Annotated in this window: 20 protein-coding genes, 1 tRNA gene and 1 riboswitch; of the genes, 16 read left to right on the top strand and 5 right to left on the bottom strand. The window is 72.7% G+C overall.

Annotated features, from left to right (window positions below; translation table 11 throughout):
- Positions 1–90: 90 nt before the first annotated feature.
- Positions 91–2,550 (bottom strand): YfhO family protein, encoded by a 2,460-nt coding sequence (locus tag ACFXGN_RS14050; protein ID WP_384857954.1) that lies wholly within the window; start codon positions 2,548–2,550, stop codon positions 91–93.
- 127 nt (positions 2,551–2,677) lie between these two features.
- Here ACFXGN_RS14050 and ACFXGN_RS14045 point away from each other — a divergent pair, with 127 nt between their 5' ends.
- From ACFXGN_RS14045 to ACFXGN_RS14035, 3 genes are all read left to right on the top strand, one after another.
- On the top strand, positions 2,678–3,673 hold the full coding sequence (locus ACFXGN_RS14045) for a glycosyltransferase family 2 protein (RefSeq protein WP_384857951.1): 996 nt from the start codon (positions 2,678–2,680) through the stop codon (positions 3,671–3,673).
- 79 nt (positions 3,674–3,752) lie between these two features.
- Positions 3,753–4,403, top strand: coding sequence for a SurA N-terminal domain-containing protein (locus ACFXGN_RS14040; RefSeq protein ID WP_384857948.1), 651 nt, complete (start codon positions 3,753–3,755; stop codon positions 4,401–4,403).
- A gap of 31 nt (positions 4,404–4,434) precedes the next feature.
- Positions 4,435–5,406, top strand: coding sequence for a nucleoside triphosphate pyrophosphohydrolase (locus ACFXGN_RS14035; protein WP_384857945.1), 972 nt, complete (start codon positions 4,435–4,437; stop codon positions 5,404–5,406).
- 50 nt (positions 5,407–5,456) lie between these two features.
- Here the strand turns inward: ACFXGN_RS14035 and ACFXGN_RS14030 are convergent, their stop codons facing one another.
- Together ACFXGN_RS14030 and ACFXGN_RS14025 are read right to left on the bottom strand one after the other, a co-directional pair.
- Positions 5,457–6,089 (bottom strand): NADPH-dependent F420 reductase, encoded by a 633-nt coding sequence (locus ACFXGN_RS14030; protein ID WP_384857942.1) that lies wholly within the window; start codon positions 6,087–6,089, stop codon positions 5,457–5,459.
- A gap of 76 nt (positions 6,090–6,165) precedes the next feature.
- Positions 6,166–7,416, bottom strand: coding sequence for a globin domain-containing protein (locus ACFXGN_RS14025; RefSeq protein WP_384857939.1), 1,251 nt, complete (start codon positions 7,414–7,416; stop codon positions 6,166–6,168).
- Between the two features lie 86 nt (positions 7,417–7,502).
- On the opposite strand from ACFXGN_RS14025, the gene ACFXGN_RS14020 reads away from it, so the two are divergent.
- From ACFXGN_RS14020 to ACFXGN_RS13980, 9 genes are all read left to right on the top strand, one after another.
- Positions 7,503–8,846 carry a cytochrome P450 gene (locus ACFXGN_RS14020; protein ID WP_384857936.1) on the top strand — a complete coding sequence of 448 codons (1,344 nt, stop codon included), beginning with the start codon at positions 7,503–7,505 and terminating at the stop codon, positions 8,844–8,846.
- Between the two features lie 120 nt (positions 8,847–8,966).
- Positions 8,967–10,028 carry a transglycosylase family protein gene (locus ACFXGN_RS14015; protein ID WP_384857934.1) on the top strand — a complete coding sequence of 354 codons (1,062 nt, stop codon included), beginning with the start codon at positions 8,967–8,969 and terminating at the stop codon, positions 10,026–10,028.
- A gap of 258 nt (positions 10,029–10,286) precedes the next feature.
- A riboswitch (cyclic di-AMP (ydaO/yuaA leader) is annotated at positions 10,287–10,459 on the top strand.
- 3 nt (positions 10,460–10,462) lie between these two features.
- On the top strand, positions 10,463–11,176 hold the full coding sequence (locus ACFXGN_RS14010; protein ID WP_384857932.1) for a transglycosylase family protein: 714 nt from the start codon (positions 10,463–10,465) through the stop codon (positions 11,174–11,176).
- Positions 11,177–11,636: 460 nt separating this feature from the next.
- Complete coding sequence (gene eno / locus ACFXGN_RS14005; RefSeq protein WP_384857929.1) at positions 11,637–12,923, top strand: phosphopyruvate hydratase; 1,287 nt, start codon at positions 11,637–11,639, stop codon at positions 12,921–12,923.
- A gap of 90 nt (positions 12,924–13,013) precedes the next feature.
- Positions 13,014–13,484, top strand: a complete 471-nt coding sequence (locus tag ACFXGN_RS14000; protein WP_366443836.1) for a septum formation initiator family protein — start codon at positions 13,014–13,016, stop codon at positions 13,482–13,484.
- 39 nt (positions 13,485–13,523) lie between these two features.
- Positions 13,524–14,132, top strand: a complete 609-nt coding sequence (locus ACFXGN_RS13995; RefSeq protein ID WP_384857926.1) for a DUF501 domain-containing protein — start codon at positions 13,524–13,526, stop codon at positions 14,130–14,132.
- Positions 14,129–15,043, top strand: a complete 915-nt coding sequence (locus ACFXGN_RS13990) for an exopolyphosphatase (RefSeq protein WP_384857924.1) — start codon at positions 14,129–14,131, stop codon at positions 15,041–15,043. The genes ACFXGN_RS13995 and ACFXGN_RS13990 overlap by 4 nt, the downstream gene beginning before the upstream one ends.
- 369 nt (positions 15,044–15,412) lie before the next feature.
- Positions 15,413–16,792: an NAD(P)/FAD-dependent oxidoreductase gene (locus ACFXGN_RS13985; protein WP_366443832.1), complete on the top strand. Its 1,380-nt coding sequence runs from the start codon at positions 15,413–15,415 to the stop codon at positions 16,790–16,792.
- Between the two features lie 205 nt (positions 16,793–16,997).
- Positions 16,998–18,308, top strand: a complete 1,311-nt coding sequence (locus ACFXGN_RS13980) for a class I SAM-dependent methyltransferase (RefSeq protein ID WP_384857923.1) — start codon at positions 16,998–17,000, stop codon at positions 18,306–18,308.
- A gap of 58 nt (positions 18,309–18,366) precedes the next feature.
- On the opposite strand, the gene ACFXGN_RS13975 is transcribed toward ACFXGN_RS13980, so the two are convergent.
- Both ACFXGN_RS13975 and ACFXGN_RS13970 read right to left on the bottom strand, forming a co-directional pair.
- Entirely contained in the window at positions 18,367–20,898 is a 2,532-nt protein-coding gene (locus ACFXGN_RS13975; RefSeq protein ID WP_384857920.1) for an ABC transporter permease, read from the bottom strand.
- 55 nt (positions 20,899–20,953) lie between these two features.
- On the bottom strand, positions 20,954–21,724 hold the full coding sequence (locus ACFXGN_RS13970; protein ID WP_384857917.1) for an ABC transporter ATP-binding protein: 771 nt from the start codon (positions 21,722–21,724) through the stop codon (positions 20,954–20,956).
- A gap of 394 nt (positions 21,725–22,118) precedes the next feature.
- On the opposite strand from ACFXGN_RS13970, the gene ACFXGN_RS13965 reads away from it, so the two are divergent.
- The 4 genes from ACFXGN_RS13965 (at position 22,119) to ACFXGN_RS13950 (ending at position 25,599) form a co-directional block, all read left to right on the top strand.
- Positions 22,119–22,203: transfer RNA gene (locus ACFXGN_RS13965), tRNA-Leu, on the top strand.
- Positions 22,204–22,537: 334 nt separating this feature from the next.
- On the top strand, positions 22,538–23,884 hold the full coding sequence (locus ACFXGN_RS13960) for a hypothetical protein (RefSeq protein ID WP_384857915.1): 1,347 nt from the start codon (positions 22,538–22,540) through the stop codon (positions 23,882–23,884).
- Between the two features lie 101 nt (positions 23,885–23,985).
- On the top strand, positions 23,986–24,465 hold the full coding sequence (locus tag ACFXGN_RS13955) for a hypothetical protein (protein WP_384857912.1): 480 nt from the start codon (positions 23,986–23,988) through the stop codon (positions 24,463–24,465).
- Between the two features lie 237 nt (positions 24,466–24,702).
- Complete coding sequence (locus ACFXGN_RS13950) at positions 24,703–25,599, top strand: Bax inhibitor-1/YccA family protein (RefSeq protein WP_384857910.1); 897 nt, start codon at positions 24,703–24,705, stop codon at positions 25,597–25,599.
- Positions 25,600–25,633: the final 34 nt, after the last annotated feature.

Raw genomic sequence — 25,633 nt, 5'->3', positions numbered from 1 at the left:
GGGCGCCCGGGACCGCCCCCGCTCCCGATGCCCCGGCCCGACCGTCATCGCCCGTACGGGCCCGGCCGCGCGGGCCCGGTGCCGCCGGGCTCAGACCCGCGCCGAGGCCCCGGCACCCCGCCCCGGAGCCCCGGCCCCCCTCGTCCGCCCGCGCCACCGCCACCACGCCCCCGCGCCCAGCGCCAGCGCCCCCGCCGCGCCCGCCGCCAGGCCCGCGCGGAGGCCCGGCGGGCGGAAGGAGCAGCTCAGGGCGGTGGTTCCGGGGGCGGCCCGGACCGCGAGCAGCCCGCCGTACGACTCCGCCCGCGCGCCCTCGCAGCGCCAGCCCGCGATCCTCGGCACCGCCACCACCACCGTGCCCCTCGTGCCGGGCGGCAGCGTCGCCGTGATGCCCGTCGAGGTGACGGCGACCCCGGTCGCCGCGCGGGCGCGCAGCGCCGTCACGGCCGCCCGCAGCCGGTCCCGGTCCAGACAGCCGAGGGTGCCGCCGGGGGCGGGAACCACCGGCCGCTCGCCCGCCCGCCGCTGGACGCCCAGGGACACCAGGGCGGCCCGCCGCTTCGGCTGCCCGCCGAGCAGCCGGACCTCACGGCCGCCGAGCCGGGCCGGTCCCGTCGCGTCGGGCGCCCACAGGAAGACCTCGGTGCCGACCGGGCAGGCCCCGGCCACCGGGGACCCGTACACCCGCGAGCCGAGCAGGAGTTCCTGGTTGCGGAAGGGCGACCGGCCGTAGCGGGGCGGCGGTCCCTCCGGCCGGACCGTCACCAGCGGCAGCGCGTCCGCGCGGACCACCCGCCCGTCCCGCCACCGCGCGCCCACCCCGAACAGCGCGTCCGTCACCGGACCGTCCAGGCTCTGCAGGTTGCGGCCCCGGGACGTCCAGCCGCCGCCCAGCGCGCCCAGCGTCGCCGTGAGGACCGCCGGGGTGTGGCTGCTGTAGTAGGCGGCGCCCTGCCCGCCGAGCAGCAGCGGATCGTTGCCCGCGACCCGGGGCAGCCCCGGGTCCGTGCGGTACGCGGGCCAGCCGTCGGCCGCCGCGAGCGCCGCCGCCCGCCGGTCCTGCTCGGGCCCCAGCGGCGGGTAGTCGTCGAGCCGGACGAGCCGCTCCCGGTCGGCGTACGCGGTCGTCGCCGCCGCCTGCCCGACGACGGTCCCGGCCACCAGGAGCGCGGCGAGCACCCCGTACCGCCCCCGCCGGGGCAGCAGCAGCGCGCCCGCCACCGCCACCAGACCGGCACCGGTCAGCGACAGCGCCCAGGAGGTGAGGAGCGGACTGGGCAGCGCCCCCGCCGTCAGGGCCAGGACGGTCCCCGTCCCGCCGAGCAGCGCCCGCCGGTCCGGCGGGCCGTGGGTGAGACCGGTCCAGGCGGCGACGACGAGGACACCGGAGAGGACGAAGGTCTGACGGTACGGGCTGCCGTTCGGGGTGGCGAAGGCGTGCCACACCAGATGCGTGGGGCCCCACTGAAGGGAGGCGGCGACCGCCGCGCAGAGCCCCGGCCACAGCCACCGCTCCCGGGCGGGCACGTCCCGGCGGAACAGCGGCGCCGCCACCAGCAGCGGCACCACCGTGCCGACGAAGAGCGCCGGGGTGGCGAAACCGTAGGTGACGGGCAGCAGCCGGGCCAGGACGTCGGTGACGGGCGCCGGGGCGAACTCCCGCACCAGACCCGGGTGGGCGTGCCGGGAGCCGAGGAAGACGGGGACCAGGACGGGCGCGGCGAGCGCGATCCCGGCGCAGGTCGTGACGGCCGCCCGCAGCAGCACGCGGGGGCGGAGGGAGCCGCCCGCCGCGAGCCGGACGAGGAGGACGAGGGCCGCGCCGAGGGTCGCCATGTACGCGGTGTAGAAGTTCGCCGTCCAGCAGACCGCCACCACCAGCGGGCCGAGCAGCGGGCGCCGGGCCTCCCGGGCCCACTCGCCGACCAGGCAGAGCAGCGGGAAGGCGATGAGCCCGTCGAGCCACATCGGGTTGTAGGTGCCCTCGGCGAGCGACCAGCCGCACAGCGCGTACGCGGCGCCCAGGACGGGCGCCCACCACCAGCGGGGCGCGGTGCCGAGACGGCGCAGCAGGAACGTCATGGCGACGGCGGCGACGGCCGTCTTCAGGACGGTGACCGCGTACACCGCGTACTCGATGTCCGCGCGCGGGAACAGCGCGACCAGCGGGGCGAAGGGGCTGGAGAGATAGGTGCCGTAGTCGGGCAGGAAGGAGGTGCCCCAGCCCGCCCGCCAGTCCAGGAACAGCCCCCCGTCGGCCCGCCCGCGCAGCAGGTCCCACAGGTGCGCGTGGAAGGGCACGAACTGGTTGGCGAGGTCGTTGACGGCCCGGTGGCGCGGCCCGAAGGGGAAGACCCGGGCGACGGCGTCCCCGCCGCAGACGGCCGCCACGGAGAGCAGGGCGGTGAGCGCGCAGGACCGGAGCCCGGACCGGACGGGACGGCCGGGCGGGACGGGACTGCCGGGCGGGGCGGCGGCGACGGGCGGGGCGGCGGCGACGGGCGCGGGACGCGGGACGGAACGGCGGTACGGGCGCGTGGTCTTCGGCATGGCGGTGTCGAATATGCCAGCGCCCGGCGGGCCGGAACGGGCCCCGGCGGCCCCGTTCACGCAATGGTCTTCTGCGCGCCACCCCGCCGGACCGGCCGGGTCACCGCGCTCCGTTGTCGTGGTCCGCGTGCTGCTCTCGATCGTCGTCCCGTGCTTCAACGAGCAGGACGTCCTCGCCCGCTTCCACGACCATGTGACCCGCGAACTCGACCGCCTGGCAGGCGAGTTCGAGATCGTCTACGTGGACGACGGAAGCCGCGACCGGACGCTCCCGCTCCTCCAGGAGCTCGCCGCGCGCGACCCCCGCCATGTCCGGTACGTCTCCTTCAGCCGCAACTTCGGCAAGGAGGCGGCGATGCTGGCCGGCCTCCGGCAGGCCGCGGGGGACGCCGTCGTCCTCATGGACGCCGACCTCCAGCACCCGCCGGAGCTGGTGCACCGGATGGTCGCGCTGCACGCCGAGGGCTACGACCAGGTCGTCGCCCGCCGCACCCGCGAGGGCGACCGGGTCACCCGCACCCTGACCGCCCGCCTCTACTACCGGGCGATCAACCGGCTCGTCGACGTCGAGCTGGTCGACGGCGTCGGCGACTTCCGGCTGCTGTCCCGCCGCACCGTCGACGCGGTCCTCGGCCTCGGCGAGTACAACCGCTTCTCCAAGGGCCTGTTCTCCTGGGTCGGTTTCCGGACGACGACCTTCTCGTACGAGAACGCCGTCCGGGAGCAGGGCCGCTCCAAGTGGACCTTCGGCAAGCTCCTCAACTACGGCCTGGACGGGCTGCTCTCCTTCAACAACAAGCCGCTGCGGGCCGCCGTCCACCTCGGTCTGCTGCTCGTCCTGGTGGCCCTCGGGTACGCCGCCTGGATCGTCGGGGACGCCCTGGTCAACGGCGTGGACACGCCCGGCTACGTCACCCTCCTCGTCACCGTCACCGCCCTCGCCGGGGTGCAGATGGTGATGGCCGGACTGATCGGCGAGTACGTCGGCCGCATCTACTACGAGGTCAAGCGGCGGCCCCACTACCTGGTGCAGGAGACCCACGAGGGGTACGAGACGGAGCCGATACGGGCCGACACCCCGCATACCGGTGAGTCGTTGTGGGAAACAGTCGCACCGAAGTAGTGGTTTCGGCCCCGGCGACTGCCTACCATCGATCACCGCAAGGTCGTTCCACTGACGCACGACCGCCCGGGAGGCTCCTTTGCACCGCCGCACCGCGCTCACCGTCTCCGCCGCACTGCTCGCCGCGGCCCCGCTGCTCACCGCCTGCGGGAGCGACGCCCACCCAGGAGCGGCGGCCGTCGTCGGCGGCGAACGGATCGACGTCTCCAGCCTCCAGGCCCAGGTGGACGACGTGCGGGCGGCCCAGCAGGGCTCCCCGCAGGCCGCGCAGCTCGTCCAGGCCACCGGCGACCTGCCCCGCCGCAAGCTCAACGTGATGATCTTCGACCGGGTCGTCGACCGGGTCGCCCGGGACAACGGCGTCGACGCGACCCGCGCCGAGCTCCAGGAGACCCGCACCGCCTTCGTCCGCCAGAGCGGCGGCGAGGACCGGCTGGCGACGGCCCTCCTCCAGGAGCAGGGCGTGGCCCCCGACCAGATCGAGGCCGTCGTCCGGCGCAACGTCCTGATGAACAAGATCGCCGCCAAGCTGGGCGTCACCGACAGCCCCGAGGGCCAGCAGAAGCTGACGGACGTCTTCTCCGCCGCCTCCAAGGCGCTCGCCATCGACGTGAACCCCCGCTACGGCCGCTGGGACGACACCCAGGTCCGCCTGGACACCGCGTACGACGGCAGCCCCTGGCTCCGGCAGATCACCAGGGACCCCGCCGCCGCCCCGGCCGGTGCCTGAGGCCCTTCCGGAACAGCGGTAGGTTCGAGGGGTGACATCTGAGAGCCCCGGCCGCGTCGTCCTCCTCACCGCCAGCCACCGCGTGGCACCCGGACTGCTGTCCTGGCCCGCCTGGCGGGCGCTGGGGGCCGCCGACCGGGTGCTCTGCCCCGACGAGGACCACCCCCAGCTGCCGTACCTGCGGGAGGCGGGGATCGCCGTCGAGCCGCTGCGGCCCACCGCCGAGGAGCTCGTCGCCGCCTGCGCCGGGGGCCGTACGGTCCTCGTGCTGCCCTCCGGCGAGGGCGACCGGGCCCTCACCGACGGCCTCGCCCGGCTCGCGGGCTCGGGCCGGGTGGCGATGCCCGACCTGGAACTGCTGCCCGGCTCCTACGACCTGCCCGGCGCCCGGCTGCTCGACCTCGTACAGATCATGGACCGCATCCGCCGGTCCTGCCCGTGGTCCTCGCGCCAGACCCACCGGGGGCTCGCCAAGTACGCCGTCGAGGAGGCGTACGAGCTCGTCGAGGCGATCGAGGACGGCGACCGGCGCGAGCTGCGCGAGGAACTGGGGGACGTCCTCCTCCAGGTCGTCTTCCACGCCCGGATCGCCGAGGAGGACCCGGAGGAGCCGTTCTCCGTGGACGACGTCGCCGGGACCCTCGTGGAGAAGCTGATCCTGCGCCACCCGCACGTCTTCGGCGACGAGACCGCCGAGACGCCCGAGGAGGTGCGGGAGCACTGGCTGCGGACCAAGGCGGTCGAGAAGCGGCGGGAGTCCGTCACCGACGGGGTGCCGGTCGCCCAGCCGGGCCTCGCGCTCGCCGCGAAGCTCGGCGGCCGGGCCAGGACGGCGGGCCTCGACGTACCCCCGCCCGCCGGGGACGGCATCGGATACGAACTGCTCGGCCTGGCCGTACGGGCCGAGGCGGCGGGCGTGGACCCCGAGGCCGCGCTGCGGGCGGCGGCCCGGACGTACCGGGACGCGATCCGCGCGGCGGAGGGCCTGCCGCCGGGCGCCTGAGCCCGCGCGGCCGTGACCGGCCCGCACCGGCCCGGCCCGCACGGGCGGGTTCAGGCGGGGCGGGCGACCACCCGGACGTTGAAGGCGTGGGAGCCCAGACCGCCCGCGATGCCCATGAACAGCAGGGCGAAGTGCTCCTGGCCGCGCGCGGTGGTGATCCCGCCGATGTCCAGCTGGGAGCCGGGCGCCCAGCCGAGGTCGGCGAGCAGCCGTCCGGCGGTCCGCTTGGCCTCCTCCTGGTCGCCCGAGAGGAAGACGGTGCTGGGGCCCGCCAGACCCCCCGGATCGGTCATCACGGTCGCGTCCATGGTGCACAGCGTCTTCACGACGGGCGTCAGCGGGAAGGCCCGCTGGATCTGCTCGCCCAGACTGCTGTTGGGGTGCGACAGCTCCGTGTAGTCGTCGGAGAGGCCGACCCCGACGTCGATCAGCGGGACGCCCTCCAGCGCCGCCGCGCCGATGGAGCGCAGCAGCTCCACCGAGACGGTGCCGGGAGTGGCGTTGACGAGCACCTCCGCGTGGGCGGCGGTCTCCCGCAGCCCCGCCACGGGCAGCCCGAGGGCGGTCCGCTCCGAGGGGTACCGCGAGCCGAGGAGCACCTCGTGCCCCGCGGCGCTCCAGCCGCGGGCCAGTGCCCGGGCGACGTTTCCTGTTCCGAGGATTCCTAAGCGCATGTCCGCCACGCTAGGGGCCGCCCGCCCCGGCGGACATCGGCCGCGGGTCCCGCCCGGGGCGGCCGGTGGACCGGGGACCGCAGACCTAGGGCCTGTCGTCACCTTCCCGCCTGCCCCACGACGCGGCGCCGGTGCGCGGGGCGCGGGCGGCCGGGTTGTGCCAGAGGGGGGCCGGTGGGCCGAGGAGGCGTTCGGCGGCGGTGCGGGGGCGGACGGCGAAGGGGCTCACCGGCGGCAGGGCGTCGTGGTGGATGCGGTCGGGAGCGGTGCCCAGCTCCACGAGGACCTCGACGACCTCCGTGACGAAGCCGGGCGGCCCCGCGAGGTACACGTCGTGCGCGGACCAGTGGACACAGGACCGGAGCGACTGCACGAGCCGCTCGGTCGCCTGGTCCTTGGGGTGGCCGGGCGCGGAGGTGATGTAGGTGACGCTCAGCCCGTCGAGCCGGGCGGCCAGCCGCTCCACGTCCCGGCGCCCGTACAGGAGCTCCTTCGCCCGCGCCACGACGAACAGCCTTCCCTTCAGGGCCGGTTCGCGTTCGACCGCCTCCGACAGGAGGGCCTTCACCGGCGCCCAGCCGGTGCCCGCGCAGATGTAGGCGCGCTGTCCGCCCGGTTCCGTCCGGGCGACGAGGGCGCCGTCCGGCGCCCCGAGCCGCAGCACCCCGCCGGGCGCCGTGCCGTGCACGAGCGCCGTGCTCATCACCCCGCCGGGGACCCGGCTCACGTGCAGTTCCACGGTGCCGTCCGGGCGGGGCGCGTCGGCGAGGGAGTAGGTGCGCCAGACGCGGGGCACGCGGGGCGAGGCGACGCTGACGTACTGGCCGGGCAGGAAGGGCAGGGGCCGCCGGGGCCGCAGGGTGAGGACGGCCAGGTCGGGGCCGTGCCGCTCGTGCCGGACGACGTCCGCGTCCCACCAGGCGGGCTCGCCCGCCGCCACGGCCTCGTCGGCGCCCGCCAGCATCAGCTCGGCCAGGTGCGCGTACGCCTCCGTCCAGGCCTTCTCGGCCTCCGTGGTCCAGGCGGCCCCCGCCACGTGCGCGAACGCGGCGAGCAGACTGGTGCCGACCGAGGCGTAGAGGGCGGGGGTGGCGAGGAACCTGCGGTGGTCGCGGCCCAGGCGCCCCAGGTACGCGGGGAGGTCCGGGTCCTCCAGACGGTCCACCAGATGGGTGAGCGCGGCGAAGAGCCGGTCGCGCTGGGGCCGCATGTCCCCGGGGAACAGCTCGCGCAGGGACGGCTCCTGCCGGAAGAGATGCGCGTAGAAGTAGGTGACGGCGTGCTCGGCCCGTCTCTCGACGACCGCGAACGTGCTCCTGAGCATCTGAGGGTCCACCGTCAGGAATGTAGGGCACCCGTCCGGCCCGTCCTCACGGAATCTCCACACCCGGACCCGGCGGAACCTGCCTGTACGGTCGGGGGGTGAGCACCACCCCCGGTCCAGCACCTGCCTCTCGCCCCGCCCCCGGAGAAGTTCCCGGCGCCTCCTCGTGCCCGGTCTCCGGGCCCGCGCCCGAGCTCTTCACCTGGGAGTTCGCCAGCGATCCCTACCCCGCGTACGCCTGGCTCAGGACGCACGCGCCGGTGCACCGCACGACCCTCCCGAGCGGGGTCGAGGCCTGGCTGGTGACCCGGTACGCCGACGCCCGGCAGGCCCTCGCGGACCAGCGGCTCTCCAAGAACCCGGCGCACCACGCCGAGTCCCCGCACGCGAAGGGGAAGACGGGCATCCCGGGCGAGCGCAAGGCCGAGCTGATGACCCATCTGCTCAACATCGACCCGCCGGACCACACCCGGCTGCGCAGGCTCGTCTCCAAGGCGTTCACCCCCCGCCGGGTCGCGGAGTTCGCCCCACGCGTGCAGGAGCTGACCGACCGGCTCATCGACTCCTTCGTGGAGCGGGGCAGCGCGGACCTCATCCACGAGTTCGCCTTCCCGCTGCCCATCTACGCCATCTGTGACCTGCTCGGGGTGCCCGAGGAGGACCAGGACGACTTCCGGGACTGGGCCGGGATGATGATCCGGCACGGCGGCGGGCCGCGCGGCGGGGTCGCGCGGTCGGTGAAGAAGATGCGCGGCTATCTCGCGGAGCTGATCCACCGCAAGCGCGAGGAGCCCGGGGACGACCTCATCTCGGGTCTCATCCGGGCCTCCGACCACGGCGAGCACCTCACCGAGAACGAGGCCGCCGCGATGGCCTTCATCCTGCTCTTCGCCGGTTTCGAGACCACCGTCAATCTGGTAGGAAACGGGCTTTACGCGCTTCTCCGGCATCCGGAGCAGCGCGCCCGGCTCCAGGAGTCGGTCACCTCCGGGGAGACCGGGCTCCTGGAGACCGGGATCGAGGAGCTGCTGCGGTACGACGGGCCGGTGGAGATGGCCACCTGGCGGTACGCCACCCGGCCGCTGACGATCGGCGGGCAGGAGATCCCGGCGGGCGACCCGGTGCTCGTGGTTCTCGCCGCCGCCGACCGGGACCCCGAGCGGTTCGACGGACCGGACGTCCTCGACCTCGCCCGGCGCGACAACCAGCACCTCGGGTACGGGCACGGCATCCACTACTGCCTGGGCGCGCCGCTCGCCCGGCTCGAAGGACAGACGGCCCTGGCGACCCTGCTGACCCGCCTCCCGGACCTGCGGCTCGCCGCCGACCCGGCCGAACTGCGGTGGCGCGGCGGGCTCATCATGCGGGGGCTGCGCACCCTTCCGGTGGAGTTCTCTCCGGTCGCCCCCCTCCATAGGACTGACGGAGCATCAGAAATGTGATCTTCACGTGATCGCGGGTGCATCGACTTGTGATGAGCGTTCGAATAGGGCTACGTTCCCCGACAACTCAGTTCGACCACTCAGTTCGACCACCCCAGTTGTCACGCGAAAGGCGCTCCTATGCGTTCCGGGAACGGACGACACCGCCGCCCCCGTCAGGCCCCCGCCCTCGTCGTCGCCGCGGGGGTGACCGGGTCCGCCATGGCGCTTCCCCTGCTCGCCACCGGCTCGGCGTCCGCCGCCGACGCCGCCACCTGGGACCGGGTCGCCGAGTGCGAGTCCGGCGGCCAGTGGAGCGCCAACCTCGGCAACGGGCGCTACGGCGGCCTCCAGTTCACCCAGGACAGCTGGGAGCGGTACGGCGGTCTCGCCTACGCGCCCAGCCCCGACCTGGCCAGCCGCGCCCAGCAGATAGCGGTGGCCGAGAAGGCCCTCGCCAAGGGCTCCACCGCGTGGGCCAGCTGCGCGCCGATCGCGGGACTCGTCAACGACGGCGCCCGGCCGAAGGTGAACCCGGGCCCGGCGGACCTCCCGAAGCCCTCCGGCGGCCCCGTCGCCGAGTCGAACCGCACGACGGGCCCGCAGTCCTCCAGCGCGGCGGAGGCGGCCCGGGGCGCGGCCGGACGGAGCACCGGGGCGCCCACCGCCCCGGCGACGTCCACGAGCCCCGCCGCGCCCTCGACGGGTGCGCCGGTGACGGGCGGGCCGACCGGTCCGACGGCGCCCGCCTCCCCGGACGCCCCCGCCCCCGCCACCACCGCGCCCGACGGGTCCGCCGCGCCGGGCACGTCCGGCGAGCCGACGACCGGCACCCCGGCCACGGGGTCCGGCAAGGGCAAGCACCGGGGCGACGCGGCTCCGGAGGGAACCGTGGGTCCGGGCGGATCCGTCGAGACCGGTCGCCACGCGGCGCCCGGTGACAGCCTCTCCGAGGAGACCGCGGCGAAGCCCGTGGCCGACGCCTCCACGAATTCCGGCGGAACGGACAGTCAGGGCACTTCGGGCGCGTACACGGTGAAGGCGGGCGACAGTCTGTCCGGCATCGCGCAGCAGAACGAGCTGCCCGGAGGCTGGACCGCGCTCTATGACGCCAACCGGAAGACGGTCGGTACCGACCCGGACCTCATCCTCCCTGGTCAGAGCCTTGAACTGACGGAGAGTCCGGTCGCGCGGGCGGAGTGATTCGGGGTCATATGTCCGGTTCTGGGCAACTGAGACATGAGTCTCTTCGCCCCAACTGGCGCGTCACACCCGCAAACTTTGCTCCCGTCGCCTCTCACCTGCGCAAACACTCCCCGCCGGAAGGCAAGGAGGGGCGGAATGTCCGTCATTCGCCTCTTTGAACTTCCGGTGGGTCTGTGTCTACGGTCATCACCGCTCGCCACCGCGGGCCCCGTCGACCGAAACGCCGAATCCTGCCGTCGGCCGTCGGGAACAGTCGTCGCGCAAGCGCCGAAGGCAGGAGCGGGGGACCCAAGGTAAGTGCCGACCCCGGCCGTTGAGACAGACGGCCGACGATCGGCTCGGGGTGGAGCCGCGTGCTGGACACGCGGCCGGGCAACTCATTGGCCCGAACCCGACAGCTCACCTCGCAGGCGTCGGTGAGGAGAATCTCCATGCTGTTTTCCGGTAAGGGCAAACACCGCCGTCCCTCCAAGGTCACCCAGGTCGCCACGCTCGTCGGCGTCACCGGTGTCGCCGTCGCCGCCCCGCTGATGACCGCGGGCACCGCCTCGGCCGCCACCGCCGCCGAGTGGGACCGCGTCGCCCAGTGCGAGTCCGGCGGCAACTGGTCCATCAACACGGGCAACGGCTACACCGGCGGCCTCCAGTTCGCGGCCTCCACCTGGGCCGCGTACGGCGGCACCGCCTACGCCCCGACCGCCAACCTGGCGTCGAAGTCCCAGCAGATCGCCATCGCCGAGAAGGTCCTCGCGGGCCAGGGCAAGGGCGCGTGGCCGAGCTGCGGCGTGGGCCTCTCCCGTGCCTCCTACGACGGCGGCGCCGCCGAGAGCGCCCCCAAGACCGTCACCCAGCAGCCGAAGCAGCAGCGCTCGGCCGAGCAGCCGACGACCCGCAGCGAGCAGCGCCAGGCCCCGAAGAAGGCCGCGCAGCAGCAGACCGCGCCGAAGGCGACCGTCACCACCCCGACCGGCAAGAAGGTCGAGAAGGGCGACGGCGAGTACAAGGTCGTGACCGGCGACACCCTCAGCCGGATCGCCCAGGCGCACGGCGTCGCGGGCGGCTGGGCCAAGCTCTTCGAGCTGAACAAGGACGTCGTCGACAACGCCGACCTGATCTACCCGGGCCAGCAGCTCCACCTCAAGTGAGCCCGGCGGTCCGCACGGGTCCGGCGGCCCGTACGGCACCGACGACCCTCCCGCGGTGACCACCCCGGACCGGCGCGCCTCCCCCCCCCGTGCGCACCGGTCCGGGGTTTCCGCCGTCCGGAGCCGCGCGCCCTGTCCGTACGGACGCCCCGCGCCCTGTCCGTACGGAGCCCCGCCCCGTACGGACTCCTCTCCCCCCTTCCGGATCCCCCGTCACGGACGGACCCCCCTCGTCCGCGCCCCGGGAGGGCCGCCCCGGCGGTTTCGGGGCGACTTCTCGGTTACCGTCCAGTAGATCTGGGGTCTTTCGCCCCTGAATGCATGTCCTTGGGCCCTTTTTCGTCCCAGGGGGCGGGCGCCCGGCTGGCCGGAGCCGCCGAGCCGGTTAGGCTCTTGACGCAAGGCCAAGCCGACCCTGCGCCGACCTTGCGTCACATCCAGCGTCACATCCCATAAGGAGATGCTCGTGCCGTCCATCGACGTCGTCGTAGCCCGGGAAATCCTGGACTCCCGAGGCAACCCCACGGTCGAGGTCGAGGTCGGCCTCGACGACGGCAGCACCGGCCGTGCTGCTGTTCCGTCCGGCGCCTCCACCGGTGCGTTCGAGGCCCTCGAGCTTCGCGACGGTGACCCCAACCGCTACCAGGGCAAGGGCGTCGAGAAGGCCGTCCTCGCCGTGATCGAGCAGATCGGCCCGGAGCTCGTCGGCTACGACGCCACCGAGCAGCGCCTGATCGACCAGGCCATGTTCGACCTGGACGCCACCCCGGACAAGTCGTCGCTCGGCGCCAACGCCATCCTCGGCGTCTCCCTCGCCGTCGCGCACGCCGCCTCCGAGGCCAGCGACCTCCCGCTCTTCCGCTACCTCGGCGGCCCGAACGCGCACCTGCTGCCCGTTCCGATGATGAACATCCTCAACGGTGGGTCGCACGCCGACTCCAACGTCGACATCCAGGAGTTCATGATCGCCCCGATCGGCGCGGAGTCCTTCTCCGAGGCCCTCCGCTGGGGCACCGAGGTCTACCACACGCTCAAGGGCGTCCTGAAGCGCAAGGGCCTCTCCACCGGCCTCGGCGACGAGGGCGGCTTCGCGCCGAACCTCGACTCCAACCGTGCCGCGCTGGACCTGATCCTCGAAGCGATCAAGGAAGCCGGTTACGCCCCGGGCAAGGACATCGCGCTCGCCCTCGATGTCGCCGCCTCCGAGTTCTACAAGGACGGCAAGTACGAGTTCGAGGGCAAGTCCCTCTCCGCCGCCGAGCTGACCGAGTACTACGAGGAGCTGGTCGCGGCCTACCCGCTGGTCTCCATCGAGGACCCGCTCTTCGAGGACGACTGGGCCGGCTGGAAGGTCCTCACCGACAAGCTGGGCACCAAGGTCCAGATCGTCGGCGACGACCTCTTCGTCACCAACCCGGAGCGCCTGGCCCGTGGCATCGAGGAGGGCTCCGCGAACGCCCTGCTCGTCAAGGTGAACCAGATCGGCTCGCTCACCGAGACCCTGGACGCCGTCGAGCTGGCCCAGCGCAGCGGCTTCAAGTGCATGATGTCGCACCGCTCCGGCGAGACCGAGGACGTCACCATCGCCGACCTCGCCGTCGCCACCAACTGCGGCCAGATCAAGACCGGCGCCCCGGCCCGCTCCGAGCGCGTCGCCAAGTACAACCAGCTCCTGCGCATCGAGGAGATCCTCGACGACGCCGCCGTCTACGCCGGTCGCAGCGCCTTCCCGCGCTTCAAGGGCTGACGGAGTCGCACCCGGTAGTTCCGTCCGTCCCCGCACTCGGTCCCGTACCGTGTGCGGGGACGTACGCGTGAACAGGGGAGGCGACACGACATGGCCGCGAAGAACCGGGACCGGTTCTCCACCGCGACCCGGATCAGGCTGCTCGGCGAGCAGACCGCCGCCCGTGTCTACCGCTCCCAGACCCGCCGCCAGGCCCGCCGCTCCCGGCTCACCGGCCGCGCGGCCTTCCTCGCCCTCGTCGTCTGCTCCCTCGTGGTGGCGCTCGCCTATCCCATGCGGAGCTACGTGTCCCAGCAGGGCGAGATCGCCGAGCAGCAGCGCAAGGCCGCCGAGGCGGCCCGGCGCGTCGAGGAACTCAGGGACGAGAAGGCCCGCCTCCAGGACCCGGCCTACGTCCGCCGCCTCGCCCGCGAACACCTGCACTACCTGATGCCCGGCGAGACCGGCTTCACCGTGGACGACCCCGACGCGGAGCGACGGCCCCGCGCCGAGCAGGGCGCGGCCGACCGCCCCTGGTACGACAACCTCTGGGACGGCGTCGACCACGCCGACCGCCCCTGACCCCTCCCCTTCCGCACGCGACACACGAACAAGGCAGACATGGAAACGCCCCCTCCGCAGACCGCACGCACCGAGCCCACCGACGAGGACATCGCGGCCTTCGAACTCCAGCTCGGCCGACCGCCCCGCGGGCTGCGCGCCATCGCCCACCGCTGCCCCTGCGGCCGGCCGGACGTCGTCGAGACCGCGCCCCGGCTCCCCGACGGCACCCCCTTCCCCACCACGTACTACCTGACCTGCCCCCGGGCGGCCTCGGCCATCGGCACCCTGGAGGCCAACGGGGTCATGAAGGAGATGCAGGCCCGGCTCGCCACCGACCCGGAGCTGGCCGCCGCCTACCGCGCCGCGCACGAGGACTACCTCGCCCGCCGCGACGCCATCGAGGTCCTGGAAGGCTTCCCCAGCGCGGGCGGGATGCCCGACCGGGTCAAGTGCCTGCACGTCCTCGTCGGCCACTCGCTCGTCGCGGGCCCCGGTGTGAACCCCTTCGGCGACGAGGCGCTCGCCCTGCTCCCCGAGTGGTGGGCCAAGGGCCCCTGCGTCACCCCGTGCGCCCCGGCGGAGAAGGACGGCCCGACCGCCGAGGCCTCCGACGGCGGCCACCCCGCCTCCGGGCCCGTGGACGCAGAGGACGAGGAGAGCAAGTGACCCGGGTCGCCGGAATCGACTGCGGTACGAACTCCATCCGGCTGCTCGTCGCCGACGTGGACCCCACGACGGGCGAGCTGACCGAGCTGGACCGGCGGATGACGATCGTCCGGCTCGGCCAGGACGTCGACCGCACGGGACGGCTCGCCCCCGAGGCGCTGGAGCGGACCTTCGCCGCCTGCCGGGAGTACGCGGCCGTCATCCGCGAGCTCGGCGCCGAGCGGCTCCGGTTCGTCGCCACCTCCGCCTCCCGCGACGCCGAGAACCGCGCGGACTTCGTGGCCGGGGTCGTGGAGATCCTGGGCGTCGAGCCCGAGGTCATCACCGGCGAGCAGGAGGCCGCGTTCTCCTTCGCCGGGGCCACCGGCGAGCTGCCCGCCGACCGGACCTACCTGGTGGTGGACATCGGCGGCGGCTCCACCGAGTTCGTCACCGGCGACCGGCACGTCGAGGCCGCCCGTTCCGTGGACATCGGCTGCGTCCGGCTCACCGAGCGGCACGTCCGGCACGACCCCCCGACCGCCGAGGAGGCCGAGGCGATCCGCGCCGACGTCCGCGCCGCCCTCGACCTGGCCGCCGAGGCCGTCCCGATCGCCGACGCCGGGACCCTCGTCGGTCTCGCGGGCTCCGTCACCACGGTCGCCGCCATCGCCCTGGGGCTCCCCGCGTACGACTCCGCGAAGGTCCACCACTCCCGGATCTCCGCCGCCCAGGTGGCCGAGGTGACCGAGCGGCTGCTGACCTCCACCCACGCCGAGCGGGCCGCGATCCCGGTGATCCACCCGGGCCGGGTGGACGTGATCGTCGCCGGTGCGCTGGTGCTGAGGGAGATCGTGGAGCGGGTCGGGGCGCACGAGGTCGTCGTCAGCGAGCACGACATCCTCGATGGGATCGCCCTATCCGTGGCATAGCGGGCATCTATCGTCCCGTCCGACGACACGGCGTCGGGAAAGTTCGTGAACTTCTTCACAAGGAAAAGGGCCCTGGCGGCACCTGAGGGGGGTCTTCCGGCCCTCCGGGGGGTGCCATAGGGCCCTTTCACAGGCGCGGAGGCCGATTCGCTCGACGTTTCCATCGTGTGAACGAGGGGGCGTCGAGGGCCCCCACGGGGGCCCTCCTGGCCAGTTCACAAGGGGTGAACAACGTTCGCCCGGGCACCCCGGTTCCTTTGCAGCACCATGACATGGATCACGTGGGCGGCGGAGTGTAGCAGAAGGACCCGAAGACCTTGTGAAGGGGCGCACGAGGACCCCCCTCCGAGGGGGTGGATACTCGATGCCATGAGCACCACGGAGCGTCCCAGGATCCTCGTAGTAGGCGGCGGGTACGTAGGCCTGTACGCAGCTCGGCGCATCCTCAAGAAGATGCGCTACGCGGAGGCGACCGTCACGGTCGTCGACCCGCGGTCGTACATGACCTACCAGCCCTTCCTCCCCGAAGCCGCCGCCGGCAGCATCTCGCCGCGTCACGTCGTCGTCCCGCTGCGACGCGTCGTCCGCGGAGCCGAGGTGCTCACCGGCCGGGTCACCACCATCGACCAGGACCGCAAGGTCGCCACGGTCGCGCCGCTCGTCGGCGAGTCGTACGAGCTTCCGTTCGACTACCTGATCATCGCGATGGGCGCGGTCTCCCGCACCTTCCCGATCCCGGGCCTCGCCGAGCAGGGCATCGGCATGAAGGGCATCGAGGAGGCCATCGGCCTGCGCAACCACGTCCTGGAGCAGCTCGACAAGGCCGACTCGACCACCGACGAGGAGGTCCGCCGCAAGGCGCTGACCTTCGTCTTCGTGGGCGGCGGCTTCGCCGGCGCGGAGACCATCGGCGAGGTCGAGGACCTGGCCAGGGACGCCTCGAAGTACTACCAGAACGTCTCGCGCGAGGACATGCGCTTCGTCCTGGTCGACGCGGCCGACAAGATCCTTCCCGAGGTCGGCCCCAAGCTCGGCCAGTACGGCAAGGAGCACCTGGAGAGCCGGGGGATCGAGATCTACCTGGAGACCTCCATGGACTCCTGCGTGGACGGTCACGTCGTGCTGAAGAACGGCCTGGAGGTCGACTCCAACACCATTGTGTGGACCGCCGGCGTGAAGCCGAACCCGGCGCTCTCCCGCTTCGGTCTGCCGCTCGGCCCCCGCGGCCACGTGGACTGCAACGAGAAGCTCCAGGTCAACGGTCTCGACTACGCCTGGGCCGCGGGCGACAACGCCCAGGTCCCGGACATGGTCGGCCGCCGCGCGGGCAACCCCAACGCCTGGTGCCCGCCGAACGCCCAGCACGCCCTGCGCCAGGCCAAGGTCCTCGGCGACAACGTGGTGTCGGGGATGCGCGGCTTCCCGCAGAAGGAGTACAGCCACGCCAACAAGGGCGCCGTGGCCGGACTCGGTCTGCACAAGGGCGTCGCGATGATCGTCATGGGCAAGGTGAAGATCCGGGTCAAGGGCCGTCTCGCCTGGTACATGCACCGTGGCTACCACGGCATGGCGATGCCGACCTGGAACCGCAAGATCCGCGTCTTCGCCGACTGGACCCTCGCGATGTTCCTCAAGCGCGAGGTCGTCTCGCTCGGCGCCATCGAGACGCCGCGCGAGGAGTTCTACGAGGCCGCCAAGCCCGCTCCCGCTCCGGCCGCCCCGGCGCAGGAGAAGGCCAAGGCCTCCTGATCGCGGGGGCCGGGGACCCGCTACGGACCCCCGCCCCCCGAAATACCGTCACACCCCCGCAAAGGGCCGTCCGCCATCCGTGGTGCGGACGGCCCTTCGCGTGTTTTGCCGAGTCGTTGTGTTGTGCCGGGACTGCGCGCGCCCCCGAACGGTGTTCCCTTGTCGACGGACGTTTCTGGGGCCCGAGATCACGGAGGTGCGCATCATGGCCGACGCCGCGTCGCGGCTGACGACCTTTGCCGAAGAACTGTCAGGAGAACCCTTCCCGGTACGCCTGCGGGCCTGGGACGGCAGCGAGGCCGGACCGGTGGAGGGCCCCGTTCTGATCGTCCGCGACCGCCGCGCCCTGCGGAGGATGATCTGGAAGCCCGGCGAACTGGGCCTGGCCCGCGCCTGGGTGGCCGGGGAGATCGACGTCGAGGGCGATCTGTACGCGCTCCTCGACCGGCTCTCCGGGATGCTATGGGAGCGGGGCGACGACCCCCGGAGCCTGCTCGCCTCCGCGCGCGACCCCCGGATCCGCGCCGCCGTCCGGGGGCTGCTGCGCCTCGCCGGTCCCGCGGTCCCGCCGCGGCCACCGGCCGAGGAGATGCGCGGCCGGGGCGGGAGCCGCCACACCAAGGGCCGCGACCGGCAGGCGATCAGTCACCACTACGACGTGGGCAACGACTTCTACGAGCTGGTCCTCGGCCCGTCGATGGTCTACTCGTGCGCCTACTGGGCCTCCGACGGGCCGGACGCGTCCCTGGAGGACGCCCAGCGGGACAAGCTCGACCTCATCGCCCGCAAGCTGAACCTGAAGGAGGGCGACCGGCTCCTCGACGTGGGCTGCGGCTGGGGCTCCATGGCCCTGCACGCCGCCCGCGCGTACGGCGCCCGGGTCGTCGGCGTCACCCTCTCCCGCGAGCAGGCCGCGTACGCCCGCAAACGGGTCGCCGACGAGGGACTGGCCGACCTCGTGGAGATCCGCGTCCAGGACTACCGGGACGTCACCGACGGCCCGTACGACGCGATCTCCTCGATCGGCATGGCCGAGCACGTCGGCGCCGTCCGCTACCGGGAGTACGCCGGGATCCTCCACGGGCTCCTCAAGCCCGGCGGGCGGCTCCTGAACCACCAGATCTCCCGGCGCCCCGAGCCCGACGAGGAGTCCTACGAGGTCGATCCCTTCATCGACGCGTACGTCTTCCCCGACGGCGAACTCGCCCCGATGGGCCGCACCCTGACGACCCTGGAGGACGCGGGCTTCGAGGTGCGGGACGTCGAGGCGATCAGGGAGCACTACGCGCTCACCCTGCGCCGCTGGGTGGCCAACCTGGAGGCGGACTGGGACCGGGCGGTCCGGCTGACCTCCCCGGGCCGGGCCCGGATCTGGCGGCTCTACATGGCGGCCTCCGCCGTCGCCTTCGAACGCAACCGGATCGGCGTGAACCAGTTCCTCGCCGTGCGGACCCCGGTGTCGGGGCACAGCGGTACGGCGCTGCGCCCGCGCGTCTGGAACGAGGGCACGGCCTGACAACGGCGAAGGGCCGGTCCCCCCTCCCAGGGGGGACCGGCCCTTCGCGCGCGCGGTGCTACTCGGCCTTGATGGCGGCGAGCATGTTCAGCTTGGCCGCGCTGCGGGCGGGCCACAGCGAGGCGAGGACGCCGACCAGGGCGGCCAGGACCAGGAAGATCCCGATCCGGTCCCAGGGCAGGACCAGCTCGTAGCCGGGCAGGCTGTTCCTGAGGGTCTCGCCGACGGCCCAGCCGAGGAAGCTGCCGAGGCCGATGCCGACGATCGCGCCGAAGACCGAGATGACGACGGCCTCCAGACGGACCATCCGCTTGACGCGGCGCCGGTCGAGACCGATCGCCCGCAGCATCCCGATCTCCTGCTGCCGCTCGAAGACGGACATGGCGAGGGTGTTGACGACACCGAGGACGGCGATGATCAGGGCCATGCCGAGCAGTCCGTACATGATGTTCAGCATCATGTTGATCGGGCCGCCGAAGGAGTCGCGGATGTCCTTGTGGTCCATCACCGTGATGGCCGGGTTGTCACCCATGGCCTTCGACAGGGCCCGCTCGTGGGCGGCGCTGGCACCACCGGACGTCGAGACGAAGATCTCGCGGGTCTGCGCGTCGTCCTCGTGCTTCTCGACCAGCCGGTGGTCGGCGACGATCGAGGAGACGAAGGCGCTGGGCTCGTAGACCGCGCCGATGGTCACCTTGCCCTTCTGCTTGTCCATGAACTGGACCGGGACGACGTCGCCGACCTTCAGACGGCTGTTCTCCGCCATCTTCGTGTCGATGGCGACGGTGTCGCCGCCGAGGGAGGACATCGAGCCCTGGACGACCTCCAGCTTGAGGAGCTTGTCGATGGCGCCGGGGGTGACGCCGGAGACCGAGCTGTACGCGCCCTTCACCTCGATGTTGCCCCACTGCTGCGGGGAGACCGCGGTGACGCCGGGGGTCTTCTCCAGGGCGGTCAGCACGTCCTTGCTGAGGGTGTCCCCGCTGGCCATGCTGACCATGTAGTCGGCCTTGATCTGGTCGGTCGTCGTCTTGTCGAGGGACGAGCCGACCGTGGCGCCGAGCACCGAGAGGCCGGTGACCAGGGTCAGGCCGATGGCGAGCGCGGAGGCGGTGGCGCCGGTGCGGCGCGGGTTGCGGACCGCGTTCAGTCCGGCGAGCTTGCCGGAGACCCCGAAGAGCTTCACGAAGGCCGGGCGGATCAGGGCGATCACGGGCCGGGACAGGAACGGGATCAGGATGATCACCCCGATGAGGGTGAGGAAGGCGCCGCCCGCGATGAGCATCTGGCCCTGGTCCCCGCCCTGGCCCGCGCCGAGCACGATGAGGACCGCGCCGAGGGCGGTGACGGCCGCGCCGATGGAGTTCCGTACGACCAGGGACTTGGTGCTGGCGGAGGCGTGGACGCTGCTCATGGCGGCGACCGGGGGGATGCGCGAGGCCCGGCGGCCGGGCAGCCAGGCGGCGAGGACGGTGATGAGGACGCCGACGCCGAAGGCGCTCAGGGCCGGGGTGGCGGTGAGGACCAGGTCGCCGCCGGGGACCTTCATCTCGAAGGCGGCCATGGCGGAACGCAGGCCGACGGCCAGGCCGATGCCGAGGACGTAGCCGACGGCGGAGGCGAGCAGGCCGACCAGTCCGGCCTCGGCGAGGACCGAGCGGGTGATCTGCCGGCGCGAGGCGCCGACCGCGCGCATCAGGGCCAGTTCCTTGGTGCGCTGGGCGACCAGCATGGTGAAGGTGTTGGAGATCAGGAAGATCCCGACGAAGAGCGCGATGCCCGCGAAGCCCAGGAGGACCTTGTTGAGCGCGCCGAGGCCGTCCTCGATCTGCTTGGCCTGCGTGTCGGCGAGCGCGGTGCCGGTCTCGGCGTCCGCGGACTTCGGGAGGACCTTGGTGACCTCGGAGAGGAGCTTGCCCTCGGCGGCGCCGGGGGCGGCGGTGACGGTCATGTCGCGGTAGAAGCCGGGCTTCAGATAGAGCTTCTGGGCGACCTCGGTGTCGAAGAGGACCAGGCTGCCGCCCGCGTTGACGGCGCCGTCCTCGGTGGTGAAGACACCGGTGAGGGCGTACTCCTTCACCGGGCCGTTGGTGGCGACCCGGACGGTGTCGCCGACCTGGTAGCCGCCCTTGGCCGCGGTCTCCTGGTCGAGGGCGATCTGTCCGGCCCCGGTCGGCCCGGCGCCCTTCACGAAGTCGTACGCCCGGTCCTTGCCGTCCTTGCCGGGGGCGAAGTTGGTGCCCTTGTTGGACCAGCCGACGCCGATCAGCTTGCCGTTCTTGTCCGGCACTCCGGCGAAGCCGTCGACGCGGGGGGTGACGGAGGCGACCCCGGCGAGCTTCGCGACGTCGTCGACGTTCTTCTGGGAGAGGCCGGGGGCCTTCCGGGCCTCTTCGGGGTCCGGGTACATCGAGACGGAGACGGCGACGTCGTCGTAGCTCTTCGCCGACTGGCTGCGGAAGGCCTGGGAGAGGGTGTCGGTGAAGACGAGGGTGCCGGAGACGAAGGCCACGCCGAGCATCACGGCGAGCACGGTCATCAGCAGTCTCGCCTTGTGCGCGAGCACGTTGCGCAGGGCGGTACGGAACATGGGTGTGTCCTGAGGAAGGGTCGGGCGGCGGGCGGGGGCGGGCTGACGCCGGGTGTCAGCTGGTGCGGCCCTTGGCGTCGAAGGCCTTCATGCGGTCGAGCACGCCGTCCGCCGTCGGGTGCAGCATCTCGTCGACGATCCGGCCGTCGGCGAGGAAGATCACGCGGTCGGCGTAGGAGGCGGCCACCGGGTCGTGGGTGACCATGACGACGGTCTGGCCCAGTTCGCGGACCGAGTTGCGGAGGAAGCCGAGGACCTCGGCGCCGGAGCGGGAGTCCAGGTTTCCGGTGGGCTCGTCACCGAAGATGATCTCGGGCTGGGAGGCGAGCGCGCGGGCCACGGCCACGCGCTGCTGCTGGCCGCCGGACAGCTCGGTCGGACGGTGGCTGAGGCGGCCGGAGAGGCCGAGCATGTCGATGACCTGCTGGACCCACCGCTTGTCGGGCTTGCGGCCCGCGATGTCCATCGGCAGCGTGATGTTCTCCAGGGCGGTCAGGGTCGGCAGCAGGTTGAACGCCTGGAAGATGAAGCCGATCTTGTCCCGGCGGAGCTGGGTGAGGTGCTTGTCCTTGAGGGTGGACAGCTCCGTGTCACCGAGCCGGACCGAGCCGGAGGAGAAGGAGTCCAGACCCGCGACGCAGTGCATGAGAGTCGACTTGCCGGAGCCCGAGGGGCCCATGATCGCGGTGAACTCGCCCTGCCGGAAGTCCACGGTGACGTGGTCGAGCGCGACGACCTGGGTCTCGCCGTGGCCGTAGACCTTCGAGAGGTCCGTGGCGCGGGCGGCCACCGCGGTGGCGCGGGACACGGTGGGGGAGGTGGTCACGGGGGACTCCTGTCACTGCGGGGCTGTCTGGGGAACACCTCCATCGTGTCGAACGTTCTCGTTCGAATCGTCCGTCCCTGTGCCCGTTCCCGGGGCAGCCTGGAGTCGGACCGGCCCCTCCGGCTCTCCTCCTGAGGTATGACGGCGCCCCTGACACGAAGGGTGATGGCGAACTTCCGCCGAGGTGACAGAAGTGTGGCGACTTTTCGTCATTCCATGAGGTGTGGCTTTGCGCCCGCGACCCCCGTCGCGGTTCGGCTAAAAGGCCTTCCACCTGCACTGACGCACCCTCAGACGTCAATAAAATAAGACAACATCGGGGGGATGTTCCGCTGAATGAGGGAAGCGTCCCGATAGGCTCCTGTGCCAACGCGGAGCTACGCGACGCCGCGACGCCCGGATGGTGGAACGCAGACACGGCGAGCTTAAACCTCGCTGGCCTTCGGGCCGTACCGGTTCGAGTCCGGTTCCGGGCACCACGGGCCCCAGGCGACAGCGGCCTGCGGCCCGGCTCCGCCCCTCTCCGTCGCCTCCCCTCCCCCGTCGTACCCCCTCTCCGACCGGTCGGAGAGCCTCCTCCCCGACCGGTCGGAGAGGGCCCTCCCCGACCGGTCGCCCGGTCCGGCGGCGGGTCGCCGCGCGCCCCGAAGGACGCGGTCGCGTCCTCCTCGGCGCCACCCCGGCGGCGGCCCCCGGTCCGCCGCGCGGGCGTGCCGCTTTCGCTCGATCCATACCCCTGTGACCTGCGGTTCCTCCCATGTGATGATCCACCGGACGTGGATCCGCACGGGATCCACGGGGGAGGGGAAAACGATGACGACGGACGAGAACGGCATCGATCCGACCGGCCCGGCCGGCCGGCTGATCCAGACGGCCGGCCTCGCGCAGAACCCGGCGCCGCAGGCCATCGCCACCGACACCGAGAACGGCTACGTCTTCGTCCTGCAGCTGGAGTCCGGGGAGACCGCCGAGAGGACCTCGGGGAACCTGTACCTCAACCGCTTCGACCGGCGGACCGGCGCCCTGATCGACTGGATGCGGCTCGTCGGGTTCGGCCACGGCCTGTCCCTGGGCGCCGAGCCCGTCGGCACCGACACCTATCTGTGGACCGAGTGCGGCCCGCTGCACGTCACGACGCCGGACGACCCGAAGGACGCCGTCGCGTACGGCACCGCCGTCACGCGCTTCACGTACGAGAAGTTCACGGTGCGCGACGCCGGGGACCCCGACCTCACGACGTTCACCCCGCCCGGCGGCAGCACCGCCACCGGCCCCTCGTACGACCCGACGACCACGCCCCCCACGGTCACCCTCATGCACATCCGGGGCAAGACGCGGTACTTCACCCGCTACGACGCCGCCGGGGCCGCCACCGGCACCTGGACGCCGATCGGCACCCCCGTCACCATGGACAGGACCCAGAAGACGGCGGTCGTCGCCGACAACGTGCCGACCACCGTCCCCCTGGCCGAGAACCTCAGCTTCCAGGGCTTCCAGACCCTGGGCAGCGTCCTGTACGTCTACCAGTGGGCCAAGTACACCGAGGAGCGGGGCACCTTCCCCGGCCACACCCTGCTGAGGAGGTTCTCCTGGACGACGGGGCTCCCGCTCGACGCCAAGCCCCGGATCGTCACCGCCGCCCCCGGTCTGAAGCGCCGCGAACCGGAGGGCCTCGCCGCCGAGACCGACCCCGCGACCGGCCGCCCCCGCCTGCTGTTCGGCTTCAGCAACACGGTCCCGGGCACCACCGGCCGACGCGACGTCACCATCTGCTGGTACCCCACCGACGCCCCCGTCGACGGGGTGCAGGTCCTGGCCGACTGGGAGGACCTCCCCCTCGACACCGGCAAGGGCCTCAGCCCCGGGGCGGAGCGTCCGCGCGGGCGGCTCGTCGTCCTCGCCGGCACCACCTACCTCCAGCTCCGGGGCAGCGTCTCCGTCTCCCCGGGGCTGACCGAGGACCTCCGGATCGCGACCCTGCCGCACCGGCTGCGCCCGACCGTGCGGATCCGGCACAACGCGCCCCGCAACAACCACAAGGGGCGCGCGATCTGCCAGGTGGAGGCCGACATCCACGGCGAACTGCTGGTGCTGGGCGCGACCCCCGACAACGCGATCACCTGGGTCGACCTGGCCGGTGTCTCCGCCGTCTGGCGCTGACGGCCCCGGCTTCCGCACCGCACCCGCACCACACCGCCCAGCGGCTCCCCCTTCCTTCGTCTCTCCCTTCCCTTCTCTTCCCTGATCCGGAGGACCACCCCATGGCCACGACCAGCCGCCGTTCCCTGCTCACCGCCGCGCTCGCCGCCCCCGTCGCCGCCGTCGGCGTGCCGCTCGCCGCCGCCGCCCCGGCCGCCGCCGCCGATCCCCGCACGGGCTGCCAGACCGTCGTCGACTGGACGGACATCGTGACGGACGTCACCGCCGAGCCCGGCTCCCCGCTCCAGGCCCGGATCATCCGGCTCGCCGGTACGGAGTTCCTCCAGCTGCGCGGCACGGCGCTCCACGTCTTCACCGGCGACACCCCGCTCGGTGTCCTGCCGCAGGCGCTCCGGCCGTCCAGGGTGACCCGCGGCATAGCCGCGCGGAACAACCACGAGGGCGTCAACGCGATCCGCGTCGAGGTGAGCGCCGCCGGTGTCCTCACGGCCCTCGGCACGGCGACGGCGCCGGGCGAACCGCCGACGACGAACATCGTCCGCTGGGTCCAGCTGGACTCCTTCTCGTCCGTCCTGCGCTGACCCGGCGCGAGACCCGGCGGGGAGGCCCGGTGATCGGCCCGGCGGTCCGCCGGGCCTCCCCGCCGGGCCGCCGGGCCGACGGAGGGGTCCGAGCGTCCCGGAACCGGGCGCTCCGGCGGGCACGAGGACCGGAAACCCGACGGGAAAAGATCCTCCCCGAGCACTAGGGAGTTTCTTTTGCCTACGCATTACTCTTGACGCAAGGCCGTGCCGTGCGGTCTGCCATGGAGGAGTGAGATGAGGAGCAGCAACCCGGTCTTCTCGCGACGGGGGTTCAGCCGCGACGCCGGCCACGCCGGTTTCAACGCGCAGCCGCAGGCCGGGGGCCCCGCCGTCGGAACCAACCCGTACGCGGCGGGCAGCCCGTCCGCCGAGGCCGCGACGAACCCGTACGCGACCAACCCGTACGCCCCGCAGGACACGCTCGGTGCCCCGCAGCAGACCCGTGCCGACGTGATGACGATCGACGACGTCGTGAGCCGTACGGCCATGACGCTCGGCACGGTCGTCCTCACCGCCGTCCTGGCCTGGACGCTGCTGCCGGTCGACCCGGCGAACCTGGGCAAGTCCTACGGCATCGGCATCGGCGCCGCGGTCATCGCGCTCGTGCTGTCGCTGGTGCAGTCCTTCAAGCGCAGGCCGTCCCCGGCGGTCATCCTGGCGTACGCGGCCTTCGAGGGCGTCTTCCTCGGCGTCATCTCGGCCGCCGTCTCGACGTACGTCGGCGGCTCCGCCGTCATCCAGGCGGTCCTGGGCACCATGGCGGTCTTCGCCGGTGTCCTGATCGCCTACAAGGCGGGCTGGATCCGCGTCAACCGGCGCTTCTACGGCTTCGTGATGGCCGCCACGATGGGCTTCGTCCTGCTCATGATGGCGAACCTGCTGTTCTCCGTCTTCGGCGGCGGTGACGGCCTCGGCTTCCGCAGCGGTGGCCTCGGCATCCTGTTCGGCGTCGTCGGCGTCATCCTGGGCGCCTGCTTCCTCGCCCTCGACTTCAAGCAGGTCGAGGACGGCGTGACCTACGGCGCGCCGCGCGAGGAGGCCTGGCTGGCCGCCTTCGGTCTCACCATGACCCTGGTGTGGATCTACCTGGAGATGCTGCGTCTGGTGTCGATCCTGCAGGGCGACGACTGACGTTCCCCGGATCTCGGGGGAAGGGCCCGTCCGG

The organism is Streptomyces sp. NPDC059247, from assembly GCF_042754005.1.
GTDB lineage: Bacteria > Actinomycetota > Actinomycetes > Streptomycetales > Streptomycetaceae > Streptomyces.
This window is presented reverse-complemented; position numbering and strand designations above follow the sequence as displayed.